This window comes from Microvirga arsenatis (genome assembly GCF_009910705.1).
In the GTDB taxonomy this organism is placed as follows: Bacteria; Pseudomonadota; Alphaproteobacteria; order Rhizobiales; family Beijerinckiaceae; genus Microvirga; species Microvirga arsenatis.
The window spans coordinates 264,384-286,206 of record NZ_JAAAXJ010000004.1; the positions used below are offsets into that span (position 1 = coordinate 264,384).

The window sequence follows — 21,823 nt, forward strand, 5'->3', positions numbered from 1 at the left end:
CCCACTTTTCCGGATCATGCTTTAGGCTGCCATCTGCGAGCGCTGCGCCCAGCCGGTCATGGAGCGCTCCGCATAGGCCGTGACCGCGTACATGATCACGCCGAGCACCGCGAGCACCACGAGAGCGGCCCAGACCAGGGGCACCTCGAAGGCCGCCGAGGCTCGGGTGAGCAGGTTGCCGATTCCGACGTTCGACGCGTTCTGCTCGCCGATGACGGAGCCCACATAGGCGAGCGTGATCGCCACCTTCAACGAGCCGAAGAAATAGGGCATCGCGCGCGGCACGCCCACCTTGAACACGATGTCGCGCTTCGAGGCGCCGAGCGCACGCAACACGTCCTCCATTTCCGGCTCAACCGTAGCGATGCCGGTGGCCACATTCACTACGATGGGAAAGAACGAGATCAGGAAGGCGGTGAGCACCGGCGGCACCCAGCCGACGCCGAACCAGAACACCAGGATCGGCACCACGGCGACCTTGGGGATCGAGTTGAAGCCCACCAGCAGCGGGTAGGTGCCCGCATTGACGAGCCGCGAGGAGCCGAGGAGCATGCCGAGCAGGAGGCCGAAGCCCACTGCAAGACCGAACCCCGCCAGGGTCATCCAGAGCGTGTGGAAAGCGTGATAGGTGAGCTGGCTGCGGTATTCCCACACGGCCCACAGGATCGTGGAGGGCGCCGGCAGGATGAAGCTCGAAATCTTCAGGACGCGGCAGAGCACCTCCCAGAGAACGAAGAAGCCGATGGTGAAGACCCACGGCGCGAAGACGAGCTGGTTCCTGGTTTTCATGGGTGTCTCAAGCCGCCTGGCGCGCCTGCGCGATGTGGCCGCGCAGCTCATGGACGAGTTCGGAGAATTCGGGCGTATAGGTGATGTCGAGATCGCGGGGCCTCGGGAACTCCACCCTCCGCTCGGCGACGATGCGCCCGGGCCGCGCGCTCATGCAGAAGATGCGGTCGGCCAGGAACGCCGCCTCGCGCAGGTCGTGGGTGACGAGGATGATCGTGACCTTCTGCGCCGCATGCAGATCGCGCATCACGCACCACAACTCCTCGCGGGTGAAGCTGTCGAGGGCGCCGAAAGGCTCGTCGAGCATGAGGAGCTTGGGCTCGTGGATGAGGGCGCGGCACAGGGAGGCGCGCTGCTGCATGCCGCCGGAGAGCTGCCAGGGGAACTTGTGCCCCTGTCCCTTCAGGCCAACCTGGGCGAGCAGGCTCTCGGCCTTCGCCACATACTCCGCCTTGTGCCGGCGCAGGCGCGAGCGGTGGGGCTCCACGATCTCGAGGGGCAGAAGGATGTTGTCGAGGGTGGTGCGCCAGGGCAGCATGGTCGGGTTCTGGAACGCCATGCCCGCGAGCTTCACCGGCGCCCCGACTTGCCTGCCGCCCACGATCACCGCTCCCTCCCGGGGGAACTGCAATCCGGTGGCGAGCTTCATCAGGGTGGACTTGCCGCAGCCCGAAGGCCCGACGATGGCGGCGAACTCGCCTTCGTTCACCTTGAGATTCAGGTTCTGGACGGCCGGCAGGCCATCCTCGGCCCGCGCATAGACATGGGTCACGTCGTGAAGTTCGACAAAGACAGACAAAGGACGCTCCGCTTTTATCCTCCCCTTGAGGGGAAGGATCGGCTCGAAGAGCCGAGGTGGGGTGGGAAGCGCGACCTTGCAGAACGTAGCGTTTCCCACCCCACCCCGCTCGCGATGCACGCGACCCTCCCCCTCAAGGGGAGGGTGACAGAGAACGATCAATTCACCTTCCGCTGGTCCGCGGCCGGGAGGAACTGATCCGTGAACACGTCCTCCACGCCGGGCTTGGCCTTGTAGGTGAAGGTCAGGCCGATCTGATCGAGGGCCTTGGCGAAGCGCGCCTTGTCGATGCCGCCAAAACCGTTCTCCTTCACCCAGGGGGTGATCATGTTCTGCTCCAGCACCATCCTGAGGCGCTCGAGCTCCACGTCCTTCTTGGCCACGTCGTTGCGCTTGATCACCGCGTCCACCGCGCTCGAGGGATCCTTCACCGTATCCTGCACGCCCTTCATGATCGCACGCAGCAGGCCCTTCACGGCCTCCGGCTTCTCCTGCGCGAACTTCTGGGAGACGATGATCGTGTTGCCGTAGAGATCCACGCCGTAATCGCTCATGGGCAGGACGACGATGTCGTCCGCCGGGACGCCGCGGGACTTCAGGTTGATGTAGGACGACATGGAGAAGCCGAACACCGCGTCGACCTCTCCCTGGGCCAGCATGGGCTCGCGCACGGGGAAGCCCACGTTCTCAAACCTCATGCTCGAGTCGTCGATCTTGTTGACCGTCTTGAAGATCGGCCATTGCGCATAGGCGCCGTCGGCGGCGGGCGCGCCGAACTTCTTGCCCTGCAGGCTCGACACCTCCTTGGTGATGCCGCGGCTCTTGCGCCCGATGATGGCGAAGGGCGGCCGGTCATAGATCACCATCACCGCCTTGATGCCGGTGCCCGGGTTCTCGTCGCGGAAGCGCACAAGGGAGTTCACGTCCCCGAAGCCCACATCGTAGGTGCCCGAGGCGACCCGGGAGATCGGTTCGCGGGAACCCGCCGCCGGATCGATGGTGACATCGAGGCCCTCGGCCTTGAAGTAGCCCTTGTCGAGCGCCACCGCGAAGGGAGCGGCCGGCCCCTCCCAGCGCCAGTCGAGGGAAAATCGCACCGGGGTCTGGGCCTGGGCAGCCGCCGTGCCGAGGAGCGCGGCAGCGCCTGCCAGCATCCCCGTGAGCCATCTTGCCTTTGTCGAACGATCCGCAGCCATCACCGTCACCTCTGTTGATTGTCGCCTGGGTCTCGTGGCGCCCTTTTCGGCTGCCTGCCCTGTTCTTGACCATGCAAGCAGAACCGGGGCGGGGGTCAAGTCTCTTGCCGCGGCATCCATGCCCTCGAGACCGGCATTTGACAAAATTTTGAGCAAAAATTCCAGGAGCCGGGTCTCTTGACGGTCCTGGAGGTCGTACCCACGTTGCATCCCATCGGTGACCGGGCCCCTCTGGCGGACGAGAAAGCGTCCGTGATGTCGGAGCCGATGCTTGAACAGAAGCAATCATAGGTCCGGTTATGCCAGAATTCCTCCTTGTGGAATGGCTGGGAAAGCCCGTCTGGATTTGGACGGCCTTCTTGAGCCTTGTCATTTTTCTCCTCGCCTTCGATCTCGGCGTCCTGAACAAGAAGGACAAGGAACTCGGCGTGAAGGAGAGTCTCCTCCTGTCTGCCTTCTATGTCGGGATTGCGGTGCTCTTCGGCGCCTATATCTGGTGGTCGTTCGAGAATGGCCTCTTGACAACCCAGGACGGCAGCCATGCGGGCATCGCCTACTTCACGGGCTTCTTCATCGAGAAGTCACTGTCCATCGACAATGTCTTCGTGATCTCGCTGATCTTCAGCTATTTCGCGATCCCCCGAAAATACCAGTACCGCGCTCTCGTGTGGGGCATCATCGGCGTCATCGTTCTGCGCGGCATCATGATCGCGCTCGGCGCCGCGCTGGTGCAGGAATATGCCTGGATGCTTTACATCTTCGGCGCGTTCCTCATCGCGACCGGCATCAAGATGCTGATCGTTCCAGAGAGCGACCCGGACATCGAGAAGAATCCGTTCGTCCGCCTCCTGCGCAAACACATGCGGGTGACGAACCGGCTTCACGATCAGCACTTCTTCGTGCGCGAACCCGATCCGAAAACGGGCAAGATCGTCACCTGGGCGACCCCGCTCTTCCTGGCCCTCGTGGTGATCAACGTCGCCGACCTGATCTTCGCGGTGGATTCGGTGCCGGCGATCTTCGCCATCACCACGGACACCTTCGTGGTCTACACCGCCAACATCATGGCCATCCTCGGCTTGAGGGCGCTCTACTTCGCCCTGGCCGCCATGGTGCACCGGTTCCATTACCTGAAATATGCCCTGGCGCTGGTGCTCGTGTTCATCGGCGGCAAGATTTTCTGGAACCAGCTCGTGGGCAAGCTCGATCCCTCCATCTCGCTGGGCGTGACTCTTGCTCTGATCGCGGGGGGCGTGGTCTTCTCCCTGTGGAAGACGAAGGACGAGCAGGAGGTTGTTTCCGGGTAAGGTAACCTTCTTCAATCGTCATCACCGGCCTTGTGCCGGTGATCCCACTTCAGCGAGAGGCTGAGCCTCTCAGTATCGGGATGGCCGGGACAAGCCCGGCCATGACGTATGCGGGTCTCTACACCGGCAGCGCCCCGTCGCTCTTGACCTCCTCCATCACCGCGTAGGTGCGCGTCTCCTTCACGCCCGGAAGCGCCAGCAGGATCTCGCCGAGGAAGCGGCGGTAGGCGGCCATGTCGGCGACGCGGGTTTTCACCAGGTAATCAAAGCCACCTGCCACCATGTGGCATTCCAGGACTTCGGGCGCGCGCTTCACGGCCTCGGCGAATTTCTCGAACACGTCCGGCGTCGTCTTGTCGAGGGAGACCTCCACGAAGACGAGAAGCTCGAGGCCAAGCCGGTGCGGATCGAGCCTCGCTCCGTAGCCGGCGATATAGCCCTCCCGCTGCAGCCGCTTGACCCGCTCGCTGGTGGAGGTGGGCGACAGCCCGACCTTCTCGGCCAAATCCACGGTGGCGATGCGGCCATCGCTCTGGAGGTGCTTGAGGATCTTGCGATCGATCCGGTCGAGTTCCGCCATTTACACGGCCTTTCTCCTCTTCTGCCGCTGTTCTTAAGGCAGAAATGCGCATTTTGCCATCGAAGCACGGACATTCCCCTCATATATTTCCGGAAAACCTGAGAGGACGCCCCGATGAATCCTGCCCCCGGCACCGCCCTGCCCTTCAACCCTCCTTTCGCGGAAGACGACAAGGCCATCGCAGCCCGGCTGCTGGCCGGCTCCCGCCTCTCCCCGGAGCGGGAGAGGCGCGTGGACGAGCAGGCCACCCGCCTGATCGAAGCGATCCGCGCCAAGGGCGGCGGGCTCGGAGGCGTCGAGGAGATGCTGCGGGAATACGCGCTCTCCACCAAGGAGGGCCTCGCCCTCATGGTGCTGGCCGAGGCCCTGCTCCGGGTGCCGGATGCCGCCACCGCCGACCGGCTCATCGAGGACAAGCTGGGGCAGGCCGATTTCGCCGGCCATGAGGCGAAATCCGACGCCTTCCTCGTCTCGGCCTCGGCCTGGGCGCTTGGCATCACGGCCCGGGTGATCCAGCCGGGCGAGACGCCGGAGGGCATTCTGCGCCAGCTCACCAAGCGCCTGGGCCTGCCCGCCGTGCGCACCGCCACCCGCCAGGCCATGCGGGTGATGGGCAACCATTTCGTGCTCGGCCAGACCATCGAGGAGGCCCTCAAGCGCGCCTCCTCCTCCAAGGGCCGGATCTACCGCTATTCCTTCGACATGCTGGGCGAAGGCGCCCGCACCGCGGAGGACGCGCACCGCTATTTCGAATCCTACGCCTCCGCCATTGATGCCATCGGGCGGTCTGCCGGCAACGAGCCCCTGCCGAACCGCCCCGGCATCTCGGTGAAGCTCTCAGCCCTGCACCCGCGCTACGAGGCTACGAGCTGCGAGCGTGTGATGCGCGAGTTGGTGCCGCTGGTGGTGGAACTCGCTCGGAAGGCGAAATCCTACGACCTCAACTTCACCGTCGATGCGGAGGAGGCCGACCGGCTCGAGCTGTCGCTCGAGGTGATCGAAGCCGTGCTCGCCGACCCGTCCCTCGCCGGCTGGAAGGGCTTTGGCCTCGCCATCCAGGCCTATCAGAAGCGCGCCGGCTCCGTGATCGATGCCATTGCCGCCATGGCCGAGCGCTACAATCGTCAGCTGATGGTTCGCCTCGTGAAAGGCGCCTACTGGGATACCGAGGTGAAGCGCGCCCAGGAGCGCGGTCTCGACGACTATCCGGTCTTCACCCGCAAGGCGATGACGGACCTCCACTACATGGCCTGCGCCGAGAAGATGCTCTCCCTTCGCCCGCGGATCTACCCGCAATTCGCCACGCACAACGCGCTGACCGTCGCCTCCATCATCGAGCGCGCCGGCGGCACGGAAGGCTACGAGTTCCAGCGCCTGCACGGCATGGGCGAGGCGCTCTATGCGCGCCTGCTGGAAGACAACCCGGGCTTGGCCTGCCGCGCCTATGCGCCGGTGGGCGGCCACCGCGATCTTCTGGCCTATCTCGTGCGCCGGCTTCTGGAGAACGGGGCGAACTCTTCCTTCGTCTCCGTGGCGGCGGACCCGAACGTGCCGGTGCATGAACTGCTCAAACGCCCCGCCGACATCATCGTCTCTGCCGACAAGGCCCGCCATCCCAAGCTGCCGCTGCCGCGCGATCTCTACGGGCCTGAGCGCACCAATTCGCGCGGCGTGGAGTTCGGCCACCGGGCCTCGCTCGAGGCGCTGCTGGCCGAGATCCGGAAGGCCGGTCAGCAGAGCTTCAAGGCCGAGCCGCTGATCGACGGCAAGGCGGCATCCGGCACCTCCCGCCCCGTGGTCAGCCCGATCGACGGCAGCACGGTCGCTGGGCAGGTGACGGAGGCCTCTGCGGAAGTGGCGGACCGCGCGATGGCAGCCGCCCATAAGGGCTTCGCGAAGTGGAGCCGCACGGAGGCCGACATCCGCGCCTTGGCGCTCCAGCGCGCCGCCGACCTCCTTGAGGAGCGCCGCGGCGCGCTGCTGCACCTGCTGCAGCTGGAAGCCGGCAAGACCCTCGACGACGCGCTCTCGGAAGTGCGCGAGGCGATCGACTTTCTGCGCTACTACGCCGTTCAGGGACGCACCCTGTTCGGCGAAGGCGACCTCATGCCGGGACCGACCGGCGAGAGCAACGTGCTGCGCCTGCGCGGCCGCGGAGTGTTCGTGGCGATCTCGCCCTGGAACTTCCCCCTCGCCATTTTCCTCGGGCAGGTCAGCGCCGCACTGATGGCCGGCAATGCGGTCGTCGCAAAACCCGCCGAGCAGACGCCGCTGGTTGCGGATCTTGCCGTGCGCATCCTGCACGAGGCCGGCGTGCCGAAGACGGCACTGCATCTGGTGCCCGGCGACGGCCGCGTCGGCGCCCGGCTCGTGGAGCACAAGGATGTCGCCGGCGTGGTCTTCACGGGCTCCACGGAGGTGGCGCGCATCATCAACCGAACGCTCGCCAACAAGGACGCGGCCATCGTGCCGCTCATCGCCGAGACCGGCGGCATCAACGCCATGATCGTGGATGCCACCGCGCTGCCCGAGCAGGTCGCGGACGACGTGGTGACCTCCGCCTTCCGCTCGGCGGGTCAGCGCTGCTCGGCCCTGCGCCTGCTCTGCGTGCAGGAGGACGTGGCCGACCGGATGATCGAGATGATCGCCGGCAATGCGCGCGAGTTGAAGATCGCCGACCCGCGGCAAATCTCGACCCATGTGGGTCCGGTGATCGACCGGGAGGCGAAGGACAAGCTCGATGCCCATATCGCGGCCATGAAGCGCCAGGCCAAGGTGCATTACGCGGGCGAGGCGCCGGCGACGGGCACCTATGTGGCGCCGCACATCTTCGAGCTCAACCGGCCACATGATCTCGCCCAGGAGGTGTTCGGCCCGGTGCTCCACGTGGTGCGCTACAGGGCGGATCGCCTGGAGGAGGTGCTGCAGGCGATCGAGGGCACCGGCTACGGCCTGACGCTGGGCGTGCATTCGCGCATCGACGCCACGGTCGAGCGTGTGGTCGAGGCCTTGTCGGTGGGCAACGTCTACGTGAACCGCAACATGATCGGCGCGGTGGTGGGCGTGCAGCCCTTCGGCGGCCATGGGCTCTCCGGCACGGGACCGAAGGCGGGCGGACCGCACTACCTCCTGCGCTTTGCCACCGAGCAGACGGTGACGATCAACACGGCGGCTGCGGGCGGCAATGCGAACCTGATCGCGATGGGCGAGTAGTGCTCCACGCCTGACTCGTTTGTTTGGCATCATCACCGGCACAGGGCCGGTGATGATGCTTGAAGAGGCGCAGCTTTTCATGTGATCGGGATGGCCGGCGCAAGGCCGGCCACAGCCTGGGTAGACTATGGCTCGAACACGATGGTCCGCACCTTCTCCCATGGCCCGCCGCGATACCACCACAGGTCTAACCCTATGCCCGTGACCTGGAACGGCGTGAATCCGTCGCTCAACTCTTCCAGAAGAGCCCTAGCCTGGATCGGATCGACCTTGTTCTGGATGGTCACATGCGGCTGGTGCTTCTGCCGGTCTTGCGGCTTGAGCCACTCTGCCCAGTGATGCGCGAGATCGTGGCGAAGCGCGGCGAGGTCGGCGGAGGCGAGCGTGTAGGCGACGCCGCGACCGAGGGAGCGCAGGCCTGTCACGTCGAGCGCGAAGGGGTGCTGGCCTGAGCAGCGGGCCGCAATGTGCTCCTCCAGAGGCGCGAGATGTTCCCCCGGCAGATGGTGGAACAGCGTCAGATGCGCCGGGATGAGGTTTCGCTCGGGGGGAAAGTAGCGCCGCCGCTGCCCGTCGAAGAAGGCGAAGGAGCGCTCGTCGAGGCGGAGCGTAAGGATGAGCGGTGCGGCGGGATCCATGGAAAGAAAAACCCGGCTCGGGGCCGGGTTGTTTCAGGATCAGAAGTTCAAGGCCGCCTTGGCCTCGCGCAGCTGCGCGACGGCGGACTCGGCCGCATGCTTGGCGGCGGGATCGTTGGTGGCGTCGTAGGCCATCTCGGCCTGCAGGATCTCGTGGTCGAGGATTTCCTGGGTGAGTTCCTCCGCCGGCAGCGCACGCTCGGCCAGAACCGTGAGGCCGTTCTGGTTCACGTCGGCAAAACCGCCGCGGACCAGGATCCGGCGGCCGTTGCCGGGATTGCTGGTGATGACGAGGAACCCGGTCTTGAGGGTGGTCATCACCGGCGAATGGCCGGCCAGAACCGTCATGTCGCCTTCCGTCGCCGGCAGCACGACCGCGTCGACGTCGCCGGAGAACAGCACGCGCTCAGGAGAGACGAGTTCGAAGTTGAAGGTAGCCATCTGAGCTCCTCGTCATCCCGTCGGCTGGGGCCGCGAGGGAATCGTTTGGGAGATACGCTTGGACAAGACTGTTCCGGAGCGTGGGGCACGCTCCAGAACAACGCATGATGCAATCTTAGGCCGCTTCGGCCGCGAGGCGCTGGGCCTTCTCGACGGCTTCCTCGATGGTGCCGACCATGTAGAAGGCCGCCTCGGGAAGGTGGTCGTACTCGCCGTTCACCAGCCCCTTGAAGCCCTTGATGGTGTCTTCAAGCGCGACGAGCTTGCCGGGCGAGCCGGTGAACACTTCGGCCACGTGGAAGGGCTGCGACAGGAAGCGCTCGATCTTGCGGGCGCGGGCCACGGTGAGCTTGTCCTCTTCCGAGAGCTCGTCCATGCCCAGGATCGCAATGATGTCTTGGAGCGCCTTGTAGCGCTGCAGCACCTGCTGCACCTGACGGGCGACATTGTAGTGCTCCTCGCCGACGATGGCGGCCGAGAGCATGCGCGAGGTCGAGTCGAGCGGGTCCACCGCCGGGTAGATGCCCTTCTCGGCGATCGAGCGCGACAGCACGGTCGTGGCGTCCAGGTGGGCGAAGGAGGTGGCCGGCGCCGGGTCGGTCAGGTCGTCGGCGGGCACGTAGATGGCCTGCACCGAGGTGATGGAGCCCTTGGTGGTGGTGGTGATGCGCTCCTGCAGGGCGCCCATGTCGGTGGCCAGCGTCGGCTGGTAGCCCACCGCCGAGGGAATGCGGCCGAGAAGCGCCGACACCTCGGAGCCCGCCTGGGTGAAGCGGAAGATGTTGTCCACGAAGAACAGCACGTCCTGGCCCTGGTCGCGGAAGTGCTCGGCGACGGTCAGACCGGTGAGCGCGACGCGGGCGCGGGCGCCCGGCGGCTCGTTCATCTGGCCGTACACGAGGGCGCACTTGGAGCCGGCGGCCGAGCCGTTGTTCTCGGCCGGGTTCACGTTCACGCGGGACTCGATCATCTCGTGGTAGAGGTCGTTGCCCTCGCGGGTGCGCTCGCCGACGCCGGCGAACACGGAGTAGCCGCCGTGCGCCTTCGCCACGTTGTTGATGAGCTCCATGATGAGAACGGTCTTGCCGACGCCGGCGCCGCCGAAGAGACCGATCTTACCGCCCTTGGCGTAGGGAGCGAGCAGGTCGACGACCTTGATGCCCGTGACGAGGATCTGGCCCTCGGTGGACTGCTCGGCATAGGACGGGGCCGGCTGGTGGATGGCGCGCTGGGCCTCGCCGACGATGGGGCCGGCCTCGTCCACCGGCTCGCCGATGACGTTCATGATGCGGCCGAGGGTGCCGGCGCCGACGGGCACCGAGATCGGCGCGCCCGTGTCGAAGACCTCCTGGCCGCGAACGAGGCCCTCGGAGGTGTCCATGGCGATGCAGCGCACGGTGTTCTCGCCGAGCTGCTGGGCCACCTCGAGCACAAGGCGGTTGCCCTGGTTGGTGGTCTCGAGGGCGTTGAGGATCTCCGGCAGGTGTCCGTCGAACTGAACGTCGACGACGGCGCCGATGACCTGCGTGATGTGACCGGTTGCTTTGCCGGGGGTAGCGGTATTAGCCATGTGAGGCTCCTCTCGGATTCGTCAGAGCGCCTCGGCGCCCGAAATGATTTCGATCAGTTCCTTGGTGATCATCGCCTGGCGCGACCGGTTGTAGGTCTGCGTCTGCTTCTTGATCATCTCGCCCGCGTTGCGGGTCGCGTTGTCCATGGCGCTCATGCGGGCGCCCTGTTCGGAAGCGGCGTTCTCCAGCAGCGCGCGGAAGATCTGCACGGTGAGGTTCCGCGGCAGCAGCGTCGCCAGGATCTCGCCTTCCTCGGGCTCGTACTCGTAGACCGCTTCGGACGAAGCGCCGCCGGATTCGATCTGTGCCGGGATGATCTGCTGCGCCGTCGGGATCTGGGCGATCACTGAACGGAAGCGCGAGTAGAACAGCGTCGCCACGTCGAACTCGCCGGCCTCGAAGAGAGCGAGGACCTTCTGGGCGATCCCGTCGGCCTGCTCGAAACCGATCTGGCGGACCGAGCGCAGGTCGACGAGGTCGATGATGTGCTGGCTGAACTGGCGACGCAGAATGTCGTAGCCCTTCTTGCCGACGCAGATGATCTTCACCGTCTTGCCTTCGGCGAGCAGCCGGTTGGCATGGTCGCGGGCGAGACGGGCGATGGAGGAGTTGAAGGCGCCGCAGAGCCCACGCTCCGCGGTGCACACGATCAGCAGGTGGACGCGGTCGGAACCGGTGCCGGCCAGAAGACGCGGCGTCTCGGGCCCGACGGTGATGCCGGACGCGAGATTGCCGAGCACCGTGGACATGCGCTCCGCATAGGGACGCGCGGCCTCCGCGGCGCTCTGCGCGCGGCGCAGCTTCGCGGCGGCCACCATCTGCATGGCCTTGGTGATCTTCTGCGTCGCCTTGACCGAGGCGATGCGGTTTCGAAGGTCTTTCAAGCTCGGCATCGAGCGGCCCTACCCTCTCCGGAGTTCCGGCTGGATCTTTAAGAGAACGGAAGTCTTACGAGAAAGACTTGGCGAAGGTCTGGACGACGTCCTTGAGCTTCGCTTCCGTATCGCTCGACAGATCCTTCGAAGCGCGGATCGACTCGAGGATGTCGGCGTGCTTGCTGCGCAGCAGCGAGAGCAGACCGTCCTCGAAGGCGCGGACGCGGTTGAGCGGCAGCGGATCGAGATAGCCGTTCACACCGGCATAGATCACGGCGACCTGCTCCTCCATCTTCAGCGGCGAGAACTGCGGCTGCTTCAGGAGCTCGGTCAGGCGCGAGCCGCGGTTGAGCAGGCGCTGCGTCGTGGCGTCGAGGTCGGAGCCGAACTGGGCGAAGGCCGCCATCTCGCGGTACTGCGCCAGCTCGCCCTTGATCTTGCCCGCGACCTTCTTCATCGCCTTCGTCTGGGCCGAGGAGCCCACGCGCGACACCGAGAGGCCGACGTTCACCGCCGGGCGGATGCCCTGGTAGAACAGGTCCGTCTCAAGGAAGATCTGGCCGTCGGTGATGGAGATCACGTTGGTCGGGATGTAGGCCGACACGTCGTTCGCCTGCGTCTCGATGACCGGCAGAGCGGTGAGCGAGCCGGCGCCGTTGGCGTCGTTGAGCTTCGCGGCGCGCTCCAGCAGACGGGAGTGCAGGTAGAACACGTCGCCCGGATAGGCCTCGCGGCCCGGCGGGCGGCGGAGCAGGAGCGACATCTGACGGTAGGCGACGGCCTGCTTGGACAGGTCGTCGTACACGATCACGGCGTGCATGCCGTTGTCCCGGAAGAACTCGCCCATGGCGCAGCCGGAGAAGGGCGCCAGGAACTGCATCGGAGCCGGATCCGAGGCGGTGGCGGCGACGACGATGGAGTATTCCAGCGCGCCGTTGTCCTCGAGAGCCTTCACGAACTGGGCGACGGTCGAGCGCTTCTGGCCGACGGCGACGTAGACGCAGTACAGCTTCTGCGACTCGTCGTTGCCCTGGTTCAGGGGCTTCTGGTTCAGGATCGTGTCGAGGGCGATCGCGGTCTTGCCGGTCTGGCGGTCGCCGATGATCAGCTCGCGCTGGCCGCGGCCGACCGGGATGAGGGCGTCGATGGCCTTGAGGCCCGTCGCCATCGGCTCGTGCACGGACTTGCGCGGAATGATGCCCGGGGCCTTCACGTCCACGCGGCGGCGCTCCGTCGACTGGATCGGACCCTTGCCGTCGATGGGGTTGCCCAGCGCGTCGACGACGCGGCCGAGCAGGCCCTTGCCGACCGGCACGTCCACGATGGCGCCCGTGCGCTTCACGGTCTGGCCCTCGGCGATCTCGCGGTCGGAGCCGAAGATCACGACGCCGACGTTGTCGGTCTCGAGATTGAGGGCCATGCCGCGCACGCCGCTCTCGAATTCGACCATCTCACCGGCCTGGACCTTGTCGAGGCCGTAGCAACGGGCAATGCCGTCGCCGACGGACAGAACCTGCCCCACTTCGGTGACTTCAGCCTCGGTACCGAAGTTCTTGATCTGCTCTTTGAGGATCGCGGAGATCTCAGCGGCTCGAATGTCCATCAGCGGACCTCTTTCATCGCTAGACGAATGGAATTGAGTTTGGTGCGCACCGAGGCATCCACCATGCGAGACCCCATCTTCACGATGAGGCCGCCGATGAGGCTCGGGTCGATTTTGACGTCGAGGGCGACGTCAGCCTTGGCGACGTCGCGCAGCGCCGCCTTGATTTCGTTGAGGACGGTGTCGGTCGGCGCCTCCGCCAGGATCACTTGCGCCCGGACGATGCCCTTTGCGTCGGACACCAGGTTCTGGAAGGCGCGGATCATGTCCGGCAGGGCGAAGAGCCGGCGCTTGGACGCCACGAGGCGGATGAAGTTGCCCGCAAGGCCCGAAATGCCAGCCTTGTCGAGAATCGCACCGATCGCCTTCGACTGCTCCTCGGCCGTGAAGATGGGGTTGAGGATGAGGCGCTGCAAGTCTGCGCTGCCGCGGATCAGAGCATCGAAGCGGGCGAGATCGCCAGCCACGGCATCCACCGCATTCGCTTCCCGCGCGAGGTCGAACAGCGCCGAAGCGTAGCGCAACGCTACGCCCGACAGGAGGGGTCCTTCTTGCGAACCGCTTTGCGCCACGTAACCGTCTCTCTCGTGTCTTAACGGGTCTCAGACCGGAGCGGCCTTCGAACGAGGCCTCGGGAAACCCGTCAGGTGTGGAAATGAGCCAGGGACGGGAGCCTTCTCCGCCCGTCAGGCGAGGGTGCACTAGCATGGGTTTTTCTGAGGCGCAAGGCGAGCTTGGCCCCCTGCGGACGGGAAAAAACCGGGTGCTGGGTTAAAGCTCCAGCACCGCGACTTCGCAGTTGCCCAGGAACCGTCCGGTGAGCCGGCTGAAGAAGGTGCCGTGCCCCACCACGGCGATCAGCCCCTCGGGCCGCCCGGCCAGCCAGGCGCGGAACCGCTCGACCCGCGCCTCGAACAGGTGGGGCGGTTCATAGACGAATCCCCGCTCGTTCGGCTCGCCCTCGTTGTGCCACCAGACCTCGTCCAGATGGCCGAAGGAGAGGTGCGGGAACTCCCGCGCGAGCTGCGAGACGGCCCGGCCCACGTCGCAGCTGCTCTCCAGGTGCTCCCGATGGAGGCATTCCACCAGGATCGAGGGCGAGGCGGGATGGTCCCCGAACAGGCCCAGGGTTGTCTGGATCGCCCGGGTCAGGGGCGAGGTCACCACCAGCTCGTAGGGGTGGTGCCGCAATTCGGGCGCCCGCTCGGCCACCTGGCGCCGGCCGAGCTCCGTGAGGGGCGCATCGACATGCCCCGGATCCTCCCCGTGCTCGGCCCAATGGGCGTTGAAGGTCGACTGGCCGTGGCGGATGCAATGGACGATCTTGGGCATGGTACCTGTCTTACGAAAATTCCTGGGCGGTCACAGAAAGCTCTGCGGATCGACATCGATGGAGACCCGGGTGTTCCCGCGGACCTTCGGGCAGCGGGCCATCCAGCCGCGCAGGTAACCCTGAAGGTCCACCTCCCGTTCGGTCTTCACCAGGAGCCTGAAGCGGTAGCGGCCGCGGATGAGGGCGAGCGGGGCCTCCGCGGGCCCGAGCACGGTCACGCCGGGCGGCGGCTCCGCCACCAGGGCCATGGCGCGGGCATGGGCCTCCGCCGCCTCGCGCTCCGCGGCCGAGACGATCAGGGAGGCGAGGCGTCCGAAGGGGGGGAGACCCGCCATCTCGCGCACCCGGGTCTCCTCCCGGTAGAACCGCTCCGCATCGCCGGAGATCAGGGCCGCGATCACCGGATGGTCGGGCTGCCAGGTCTGGACCAGGGCCCGGCCCGGCTTCTCCCCGCGCCCGGCGCGGCCCGTGACCTGCTGCAGCATCTGGAACGTGCGCTCGGCAGCGCGCGGGTCGCCCGAGGTGAGGCCGATATCGGCGTCGAGGACGCCCACGAGGGTCATGAGCGGGAAGTTGTGACCCTTGGCCACGAGCTGGGTGCCGATGACGATGTCCACCTCCCCCGCCGCGACGGCGGCGAGTTCCGCCCGCAGGCGCTCCGTGCCGCCGGGGAAGTCGCTGGAGAGCACGATGCAGCGCTTGTCCGGGAACAGGGCGGCCGCTTCTTCCGCGATCCGCTCGACCCCTGGGCCGCAGGGCACCAGCGAATCCACGCTGCCGCATTCGACGCAGGCGTGAGGCGTGCGCTCCACGTGCCCGCAATGGTGGCAGACGAGGGAGCGGCGGAAGCGGTGCTCCACCAGCCAGGAGGAGCAGTTCGGGCATTCGTAGCGGTGGGCGCAGGCCCGGCAGAGGGTGAGCGGGGCATAGCCGCGCCGGTTGAGGAAGAGCAGCGCCTGCTCGCCCCGGGCGACCGTCTGCTCGACGGCCGTGACCAGGGTCGGCGAGAGCCAGCGGCCCTTGGGGATTGCCTCCTTGCGCAGGTCCACGGCCCGGATCTGCGGCATGGAGCGGCCGCCGAACCGCTCGGGCAGCCGCACATGCCGGTAGCGCCCGCGCTCCACATTGACCCGGCTCTCGATGGATGGCGTGGCCGAGGCCAGGATCACGGGGGCGTTCTCGATCTTGCCGCGCACCACCGCCATGTCACGGGCATGGTAGTGCACCCCGTCGTCCTGCTTGTAGGCGGTCTCGTGCTCCTCATCGACCACGATCAGGCCGAGATCGGCGTAAGGAAGGAACAGGGCCGAGCGGGCGCCGGCGACCACCTTCACCTCGCCGGAGGCGATAGCTGCATAGAGCCGCTCGCGCCTGCGGCCCGTGACGCCGGAATGCCAGGTGGCGGGCTTCACCCCGAAGCGGGCGGCGAAGCGGTCGAGGAACTGGGCCGTGAGCGCAATTTCCGGCATGAGGATCAGGGCCTGCCGGCCCTTGCGCACGGCTTCGGCCACGGCCTCGAAATAGACCTCCGTCTTGCCCGATCCCGTCACGCCTTCGAGCAGGATCACGGGCGGGTGCTCCTCGCCCATGGCGGCGACGAGGTGATCCGCCGCATCCCGCTGGCCGTCGGAGAGGGCCGTGTGGCCGAAGGCGGGATCGGGCATGTGGGCCACGGGCTCGGCCAGCAGGGCCACTGTCTCCAGCGTCCCCTCGTCGATCAGCCCGTCGACGACGCCGGCGCTGACGCCGGCAGCCTGGGCCAGCTCGCTTTTGAGCCGCACGGCCCTGTCCCCGGCGATCTCGATCACCTTCTGCCGCGCGGGCGTCATCCGCTTCGGGAGGGCTCCTGCCAGCCTCACCCCGACCCGGGCGACCTCCTGCCGGTCGGCATCGGGGATCTTGAGGCCCATGGCCAGCGCGGAACCCTTGGGCGCCAGGGTATACCAGGCGATCCAGTCCAGGAACTTGCGCATTCTCGCTGAGAGGTTCGGGGCCTCGATGACGCCCGAGACCTTCTTCAGGTTGCCGCCCTGCCCCTCCCGCAGGCCCCAGACGACGCCCGCCACCTCCCGGTTGGCGAGCGGCACCTGCACCACGTCGCCCTCCTTGAGGCCGAGGCTGTCCGGCACGGCATAGGAATAGGCCGTGTCCAGCGCCAGCGGGATGAGGACATCGGCGATGCGGCTTGTCATGGGATGAGAGGTTAACCTGTGACTGTTAGGGTTCTGCCCTTGCATAAATGGGACTCATGTCAAGCAACGCCACGCAGAATGCTCTCGATCTCGCCCTTCCCGGCGCGGACGACACCCGCCGGGAGGCGATGGCGTGGCTTGCCTCTCTTGCGAAGGAGCGGCGGCTGTCGGGAAAGACCGTCGAGGCCTATGCGCGGGACCTGCGGCAGTTCCTCGCCTTCCTGACGAATCATCTCGGCGAGGCGCCGAGCGTTAAAGCCATTCTCGGCCTGAAGCCGCTGGACATCCGCGCGTTCCTGGCGGCGCGGCGCATGGATGCGGTGGGAAGCCGGTCCCTCATGCGCCAGCTCGCAGCCCTGCGCTCCTTCGCCCGTCACCTGGAGCGGGAGGGCTTTGGGACGGCCTCGGCCTTTGCGGCGATCCGCACGCCGAAGGTGGACAGGAACCTGCCGCGCCCCCTCTCCGCCTCCTCGGCGGTGGCCGTGACGGATGCGCAGACGCGGACGTCGGAGAACCGCAAGCCCTGGATCCTGGCGCGGGATGCCGCCGTGCTGTCCCTGCTCTACGGGGCGGGGCTGCGCATTTCCGAAGCCCTCGGGCTGCAGCGGCGCGATGCGCCGGTGAACGGCATCGATGCGGTCACGGTCACCGGCAAGGGCGGCAAGAGGCGCAGCGTGCCGGTGATCTCGCCGATCCAGCGGGCGGTGGAGGAATACCTGGCGCTCTGCCCCTACGCGATTCCCCCTGAGGGACCGCTCTTCGTCGGCGCCCGCGGCGGACCGCTCTCGCCGCGCATCATCCAGCTCGCGGTGGAGGAGCTGCGCGGCGCCTTGGGGCTTCCCGACAGCGCCACGCCCCATGCCCTGCGCCATTCCTTCGCCACGCATCTTCTCGCCAAAGGCGGCGACCTGCGCGGCATCCAGGAACTTTTAGGCCACGCCTCGCTCTCGACCACGCAGCTTTACACGAAGGTGGATGCGGCAAGGTTGATGGACGCGTTCAACGCGGCCCATCCGCGGGCCCGCAAGACCGGTGCGGCCTGAGGTGCTTGAGAGATTGTTTCAATAGCGCAGGGCCGCCTGCTTCTTCGCAGCTTCGGCATTTCTTATGATGAGCCGGCAGGCCCTGCGCCGAGATCTGGTCAGTCCAAGGGCCGCACCCGGCGCGGAATGCCGCGGCCAGGGCCCGGCATCGGTGTCGCCGGGGCAGGGAACTGACGGTGGTTCGGCGGAGTGGGGCCGGTCGGAGCGCCCCCGCCGCCCGGATAGCTGCATCTGCCGCCGCCGCTGATCCAATCGATCAATGGGCCTATGATCGGAATGGAGCTCTTGCCGCCGGAAACGAGGTCTAGTTCGCCGTCCGTCAAAATCCGAAGCTTCGACATGGATCCCTCATAGCAACATTGTTGTGGCGACACGCTATGTGGACTCTGGAGCATGTGACAAGAGAGATTCTGCCGACAGCAGCAATATGCAACCGTAGGTCATAGACGGGAGCGCAGCTCCCACGGAGATGAACGTCACAGTTGAGATCTGAAGGCGTCTATTCCGCCGCCGCCACCGCTTCGGCCAGAAGCTGCCGCGCGGCCGGTCCGATGTCGCCGGCCGTCCAATGGGGGCGGCAGACGGACACGTAGCGGCCCTCGCCGCCGATCTCGATCACCTCGCCGGAGCGGACGGCCTCGCCGTTGCGGTCGTATTTCAGGATCATCGTGGCCTTGCGGCCGCAATGGCAGAGCTGCTTGATCTCCTGAAAATCGTCGGCCAGCGCCATCATGGCGATGATGGCGTCGCTGAACAGCGTGCCGTAGACGTTGTTCTTGAGCCCATAGGCCATGACGGGGATTTTCAGCTCGTCGACGATCCCGGCGAGCTGGCGCACCTGCTCCGCCGTCATGAACTGGACCTCGTCGATGAGAACGGCGGTCACGCGCCTGACCGCGTGCTCCGCCTCCACGATGGCGCGGATGGAGTCGTCCTTCCTCAGGGGAATCGCATCCGCTTCGAGGCCGAGGCGGGATTTGACCTTCCCCACCCCGAAGCGGTCGTCGATCACGCTCGTGAACAGCAGCACGTGGCCGCCGTTCTCGATGTAGTTGTAGCGAACCTGCAGGAGATGGGTGGTCTTGCCTGCATTCATCACCGAGTAGAGGAAGTGGAGCTTGGCCATCGTCCGATCTTACATGTGGATCGCGCGCTTCTCCACCGCGAGGGCCGCTTCCTTCACAGCTTCCGCAAGCGTCGGGTGCGCATGGCAGGTGCGGGCCATGTCCTCGGAGGACGCGCCGAACTCCATGGCGATCGCCGCCTCGTGAATGAGGTTCCCGGCCTCCGGCCCGATGATGTGGACGCCGAGCACCTTGTCGGTGGCGGCATCGGCCAGGATCTTCACGAAGCCGTCCGTGGTGCGGTTCACCTTGGCGCGGCCATTGGCCGTGAAGGGGAATTTTCCCGCATTGTAGGCGATGCCGGCCGCTTTCAGCTCCTCCTCGGTCTTGCCGACGGAGGCGACCTCCGGGAAGGTGTAGACCACGCTCGGGATCACGTCGTAGTTCACGTGGCCCGCCTTTCCGGCGAGGATTTCCGCAACCGCCACGCCCTCGTCCTCGGCCTTGTGGGCGAGCATGGGGCCGGCGATCACGTCACCGATGGCGTAGATGCCGGTGACGTTGGTGGAGAAATGCGCGTCCGTCTGGATGCGGCCGCGGTTGTCGAGCTGGACGCCCACCTTGTCGAGGCCGAGCCCCTGCGTGTAGGGCACGCGGCCCACCGCCACGAGCACTACGTCGGCTTCAAGCGTCTCCGCATTGCCGCCCGCGGCGGGCTCGACGGTGAGCGTCGCGCCGTTGCCGGTCTTCTCCACCTTGGTGACCTTGGCGCCGAGCTTGAAGGCAAAGCCCTGCTTGGACAGGATGCGCTGGAAGTTCTTGGCGACCTCGCCGTCCATGCCGGGCAGGATGCGGTCGAGATATTCCACCACCGTCACCTCGGAGCCCAGACGGCGCCACACGGAGCCGAGCTCCAGGCCGATCACGCCGGCGCCGATCACCACGAGGCGCTTCGGCACGCTCTCAAGCTCCAGCGCGCCGGTGGAGGACACCACCACCTTCTCGTCGATCTCGATGCCCGGCAGGCGGGTGACGTCGGAGCCCGTGGCGATGACGATGTTCTTGGTCTCGAGCATCTGGTTCGAGCCGTCCTCGCCCGTCACCTCGACCTGGCCCGCCGCCGCGATGCGCGCCGTGCCGTGGAAGGCATCGATCTTGTTCTTCTTGAGCAGGAACTCCACGCCCTTGGTGTTGCCCTCGACGCCTTCCTGCTTGAAGGCGAGCATCTTCTTGAGATCGAGGGTCGGCGCGGAGACGCCGATGCCCATCTCGGCGAAGTGCTGCGCATCCTGGAACATATGCGAGGCATGGAGCAGCGCCTTGGAGGGAATGCAGCCCACGTTGAGGCAGGTGCCGCCATGGGTCTTGCGCTTCTCCACCACGGCGGTCTTCAGGCCGAGCTGGGCGGCGCGGATCGCGCACACATAGCCGCCGGGGCCGGTGCCGATGACGATGAGATCGTAGGACATTGATTGAACCCTCGTTTCGTCATCACCGGGCTCGGCCCGGCGATCCCGATCCGCGAAGCGCAGGGCCTCCCCGATCGAGATGGCCGGGACAAGCCCGGCCATGACAGACATGGTGAAAACTTACAGATCGAGCACGAGGCGCGCCGGATCCTCCAGCGCCTCCTTGACCCGAACGAGGAAGGTCACGGCCTCCTTGCCGTCGACGATGCGGTGGTCGTAGGAGAGCGCGAGATACATCATCGGGCGCACGACGACCTGGCCGTTGCGCACAACGGGGCGCTCCTCGATGCGGTGCATGCCGAGAATGCCCGATTGCGGCGCGTTGAGGATCGGCGTCGACATGAGCGAGCCGTAGATGCCGCCGTTGGTGATGGTGAAGGTGCCGCCCTGCATCTCCTCGATGGCGAGCTTGCCGTCCCGGGCGCGGCGGCCGAAATCGGCGATGGTCTTCTCGATGCCGGCGACGGAGAGCAGGTCCGCATCGCGCACCACGGGCACCACGAGACCCTTCTCGGTGCCGACCGCAATGCCGATGTGGTAGTAGTTCTTGTAGACGATGTCGGTGCCGTCGATCTCGGCATTCACCGCCGGCAGCTCCTTGAGGGCCTGGATCACCGCCTTGGTGAAGAAGCCCATGAAGCCGAGCTTGGTGCCGTGCTTCTTCTCGAACACGTCCTTGTACTGGTTGCGCAGGTTCATCACGGCGCTCATGTCCACGTCGTTGAACGTGGTGAGCATGGCGGCGGTGTTCTGCGCGTCCTTCAGGCGGCGCGCGATGGTCTGACGCAGCTTGGTCATCTTCACGCGCTCTTCGCGCTCGGCGTCGACCGGAGCGGAGGGGGCGCGCATCTGCATCGGAGCGGGGGCGGGGGCCGAGGCGCCGCCCGTGGCGATGGCGGCGAGCATGTCGCCCTTGGTCACGCGGCCGTCCTTGCCCGTGCCGCCGACAGAAGCGGGGTTCACGCCGCTCTCGGCCGCCAAGCGGGCGACGGCGGGGCCGTGATCCTTGGCAGCACCGGGAGCAGCCGCTGTCGGCACCGGAGCCGGCGTCGCCGCAGGCGCCGGAGCGGCTTTCGGAGCTTCGGCCTTCGGAGCAGCAGCGGGAGCGGCGCCCGCGCCGCCCTCGACGATGGAGCCGAGCACCGCGCCGGGGCTTACGGTCTCGCCGTCCTTGGCGACGATCTCGCCCAGCGTGCCGCTCGCGGGAGCATTGACCTCGAGGGTGACCTTGTCGGTCTCGAGCTCGAGCACGGGCTCGTCGGCTTTCACGGGATCGCCGGGCTTCTTGAACCAGCGGCCGATGGTGGCCTCTGACACGGATTCGCCAAGAGTGGGTACGCGGATTTCGGTTGCCATGAATTACGCCTTAGGGACGGCCCCTTCACAGAGGGTTCGGTTGATGTTTTGTCCGCAGGATGGCCTGCGGAATCGGATGAATTTCGTATCGAAAGCCGGCGTCGGCGGAGATCACCGGGTCTTCGTTCGTCAAGGCAGCGGCAGCATCGGCATCGTTCACATCGACGACGGCGACGCCCCAAACGCCGGCAGGATCGAGCACGGGGCCGACGACCAGGGCGATGCCCCGGTCGGCGAGGCCCTGCCAATAGACTGCATGCTTCTGCATCAGCCCTGCCTCCGCCGGCGTCATGTCAGCCGGAAAGGTCGGTCGAGGTGGCAGAAGCTTGCAGAGATGGATCGGCACGTGTCGAT

General features: G+C 66.5%; 19 protein-coding genes. 3 read left to right on the forward strand and 16 right to left on the reverse strand.

The annotated features are described in order from the left end of the window. Positions 1–21: 21 nt before the first annotated feature. The 3 genes from GR303_RS10090 to GR303_RS10100 form a co-directional block, all read right to left on the reverse strand. Positions 22–789 carry an ABC transporter permease gene (locus tag GR303_RS10090; protein ID WP_161722062.1) on the reverse strand — a complete coding sequence of 256 codons (768 nt, stop codon included), beginning with the start codon at positions 787–789 and terminating at the stop codon, positions 22–24. Between the two features lie 7 nt (positions 790–796). Further along, positions 797–1,588, reverse strand: coding sequence for an ABC transporter ATP-binding protein (locus GR303_RS10095; RefSeq protein WP_201751987.1), 792 nt, complete (start codon positions 1,586–1,588; stop codon positions 797–799). A gap of 158 nt (positions 1,589–1,746) precedes the next feature. Then, the gene (locus tag GR303_RS10100) at positions 1,747–2,784 is read right to left on the reverse strand and encodes an ABC transporter substrate-binding protein (protein WP_161722061.1); all 1,038 of its coding nucleotides are present in this window, start codon (positions 2,782–2,784) and stop codon (positions 1,747–1,749) included. 299 nt (positions 2,785–3,083) lie between these two features. Here GR303_RS10100 and GR303_RS10105 point away from each other — a divergent pair, with 299 nt between their 5' ends. Next, positions 3,084–4,091: a TerC family protein gene (locus GR303_RS10105; RefSeq protein ID WP_161722060.1), complete on the forward strand. Its 1,008-nt coding sequence runs from the start codon at positions 3,084–3,086 to the stop codon at positions 4,089–4,091. Between the two features lie 118 nt (positions 4,092–4,209). On the opposite strand, the gene GR303_RS10110 is transcribed toward GR303_RS10105, so the two are convergent. Beyond that, the gene (locus GR303_RS10110; protein ID WP_161722059.1) at positions 4,210–4,671 is read right to left on the reverse strand and encodes an Lrp/AsnC ligand binding domain-containing protein; all 462 of its coding nucleotides are present in this window, start codon (positions 4,669–4,671) and stop codon (positions 4,210–4,212) included. A 114-nt stretch (positions 4,672–4,785) separates the two neighbouring features. Here GR303_RS10110 and putA point away from each other — a divergent pair, with 114 nt between their 5' ends. Further along, positions 4,786–7,884 carry a bifunctional proline dehydrogenase/L-glutamate gamma-semialdehyde dehydrogenase PutA gene (gene putA, locus GR303_RS10115; RefSeq protein ID WP_161722058.1) on the forward strand — a complete coding sequence of 1,033 codons (3,099 nt, stop codon included), beginning with the start codon at positions 4,786–4,788 and terminating at the stop codon, positions 7,882–7,884. Positions 7,885–8,009: 125 nt separating this feature from the next. Here the strand turns inward: putA and GR303_RS10120 are convergent, their stop codons facing one another. The 8 genes from GR303_RS10120 to GR303_RS10155 form a co-directional block, all read right to left on the reverse strand. Beyond that, the gene (locus GR303_RS10120; RefSeq protein ID WP_161722057.1) at positions 8,010–8,522 is read right to left on the reverse strand and encodes a 2'-5' RNA ligase family protein; all 513 of its coding nucleotides are present in this window, start codon (positions 8,520–8,522) and stop codon (positions 8,010–8,012) included. 39 nt (positions 8,523–8,561) lie between these two features. Next, positions 8,562–8,963, reverse strand: coding sequence for a F0F1 ATP synthase subunit epsilon (locus tag GR303_RS10125; RefSeq protein WP_161722056.1), 402 nt, complete (start codon positions 8,961–8,963; stop codon positions 8,562–8,564). Between the two features lie 115 nt (positions 8,964–9,078). Then, entirely contained in the window at positions 9,079–10,533 is a 1,455-nt protein-coding gene (atpD, locus tag GR303_RS10130) for a F0F1 ATP synthase subunit beta (protein WP_161722055.1), read from the reverse strand. 21 nt (positions 10,534–10,554) lie between these two features. Next, on the reverse strand, positions 10,555–11,427 hold the full coding sequence (locus tag GR303_RS10135; RefSeq protein ID WP_161722054.1) for a F0F1 ATP synthase subunit gamma: 873 nt from the start codon (positions 11,425–11,427) through the stop codon (positions 10,555–10,557). 55 nt (positions 11,428–11,482) lie between these two features. Further along, positions 11,483–13,012 (reverse strand): F0F1 ATP synthase subunit alpha, encoded by a 1,530-nt coding sequence (gene atpA, locus GR303_RS10140; RefSeq protein ID WP_161722053.1) that lies wholly within the window; start codon positions 13,010–13,012, stop codon positions 11,483–11,485. Next, on the reverse strand, positions 13,012–13,584 hold the full coding sequence (locus GR303_RS10145; protein WP_161722052.1) for a F0F1 ATP synthase subunit delta: 573 nt from the start codon (positions 13,582–13,584) through the stop codon (positions 13,012–13,014). Before GR303_RS10145 ends, atpA begins: the two co-directional genes overlap by 1 nt. A gap of 199 nt (positions 13,585–13,783) precedes the next feature. Further along, positions 13,784–14,344: a histidine phosphatase family protein gene (locus tag GR303_RS10150; RefSeq protein ID WP_161722051.1), complete on the reverse strand. Its 561-nt coding sequence runs from the start codon at positions 14,342–14,344 to the stop codon at positions 13,784–13,786. A gap of 30 nt (positions 14,345–14,374) precedes the next feature. Next, the gene (locus GR303_RS10155; protein WP_161722050.1) at positions 14,375–16,537 is read right to left on the reverse strand and encodes a primosomal protein N'; all 2,163 of its coding nucleotides are present in this window, start codon (positions 16,535–16,537) and stop codon (positions 14,375–14,377) included. Positions 16,538–16,593: 56 nt separating this feature from the next. On the opposite strand from GR303_RS10155, the gene GR303_RS10160 reads away from it, so the two are divergent. Then, entirely contained in the window at positions 16,594–17,580 is a 987-nt protein-coding gene (locus GR303_RS10160; protein ID WP_246205367.1) for a tyrosine recombinase XerC, read from the forward strand. A gap of 499 nt (positions 17,581–18,079) precedes the next feature. Here GR303_RS10160 and GR303_RS10165 read toward each other — a convergent pair whose 3' ends face one another. The 4 genes from GR303_RS10165 to GR303_RS24680 all read right to left on the reverse strand — a co-directional run bounded on the left by GR303_RS10165 (position 18,080) and on the right by GR303_RS24680 (position 21,815). Next, positions 18,080–18,706 carry a thymidine kinase gene (locus GR303_RS10165; protein WP_161722048.1) on the reverse strand — a complete coding sequence of 209 codons (627 nt, stop codon included), beginning with the start codon at positions 18,704–18,706 and terminating at the stop codon, positions 18,080–18,082. Positions 18,707–18,715: 9 nt separating this feature from the next. Further along, positions 18,716–20,113, reverse strand: a complete 1,398-nt coding sequence (gene lpdA / locus GR303_RS10170; protein WP_161722294.1) for a dihydrolipoyl dehydrogenase — start codon at positions 20,111–20,113, stop codon at positions 18,716–18,718. 120 nt (positions 20,114–20,233) lie between these two features. Then, positions 20,234–21,469 (reverse strand): 2-oxoglutarate dehydrogenase complex dihydrolipoyllysine-residue succinyltransferase, encoded by a 1,236-nt coding sequence (odhB, locus tag GR303_RS10175; RefSeq protein ID WP_161722047.1) that lies wholly within the window; start codon positions 21,467–21,469, stop codon positions 20,234–20,236. A gap of 25 nt (positions 21,470–21,494) precedes the next feature. Then, positions 21,495–21,815, reverse strand: a complete 321-nt coding sequence (locus GR303_RS24680) for a YciI family protein (RefSeq protein WP_161722046.1) — start codon at positions 21,813–21,815, stop codon at positions 21,495–21,497. Positions 21,816–21,823 lie beyond the last annotated feature (8 nt).

Bases quoted from the DNA above. Each gene is read 5' to 3' on its own strand.
- lpdA (WP_161722294.1), bottom strand. From the start codon at position 20,113: ATGTCCTACGATCTCATCGTCATCGGCACCGGCCCCGGCGGCTATGTG.
- atpA (WP_161722053.1), bottom strand. From the start codon at position 13,012: ATGGACATTCGAGCCGCTGAGATCTCCGCGATCCTCAAAGAGCAGATC.
- GR303_RS10100 (WP_161722061.1), bottom strand. From the start codon at position 2,784: ATGGCTGCGGATCGTTCGACAAAGGCAAGATGGCTCACGGGGATGCTG.
- putA (WP_161722058.1), top strand. From the start codon at position 4,786: ATGAATCCTGCCCCCGGCACCGCCCTGCCCTTCAACCCTCCTTTCGCG.
- odhB (WP_161722047.1), bottom strand. From the start codon at position 21,469: ATGGCAACCGAAATCCGCGTACCCACTCTTGGCGAATCCGTGTCAGAG.
- GR303_RS10165 (WP_161722048.1), bottom strand. From the start codon at position 18,706: ATGGCCAAGCTCCACTTCCTCTACTCGGTGATGAATGCAGGCAAGACC.
- GR303_RS10135 (WP_161722054.1), bottom strand. From the start codon at position 11,427: ATGCCGAGCTTGAAAGACCTTCGAAACCGCATCGCCTCGGTCAAGGCG.
- GR303_RS10105 (WP_161722060.1), top strand. From the start codon at position 3,084: ATGCCAGAATTCCTCCTTGTGGAATGGCTGGGAAAGCCCGTCTGGATT.
- atpD (WP_161722055.1), bottom strand. From the start codon at position 10,533: ATGGCTAATACCGCTACCCCCGGCAAAGCAACCGGTCACATCACGCAG.
- GR303_RS10090 (WP_161722062.1), bottom strand. From the start codon at position 789: ATGAAAACCAGGAACCAGCTCGTCTTCGCGCCGTGGGTCTTCACCATC.
- GR303_RS10150 (WP_161722051.1), bottom strand. From the start codon at position 14,344: ATGCCCAAGATCGTCCATTGCATCCGCCACGGCCAGTCGACCTTCAAC.
- GR303_RS10120 (WP_161722057.1), bottom strand. From the start codon at position 8,522: ATGGATCCCGCCGCACCGCTCATCCTTACGCTCCGCCTCGACGAGCGC.
- GR303_RS10110 (WP_161722059.1), bottom strand. From the start codon at position 4,671: ATGGCGGAACTCGACCGGATCGATCGCAAGATCCTCAAGCACCTCCAG.
- GR303_RS10155 (WP_161722050.1), bottom strand. From the start codon at position 16,537: ATGACAAGCCGCATCGCCGATGTCCTCATCCCGCTGGCGCTGGACACG.
- GR303_RS10160 (WP_246205367.1), top strand. From the start codon at position 16,594: ATGTCAAGCAACGCCACGCAGAATGCTCTCGATCTCGCCCTTCCCGGC.
- GR303_RS10125 (WP_161722056.1), bottom strand. From the start codon at position 8,963: ATGGCTACCTTCAACTTCGAACTCGTCTCTCCTGAGCGCGTGCTGTTC.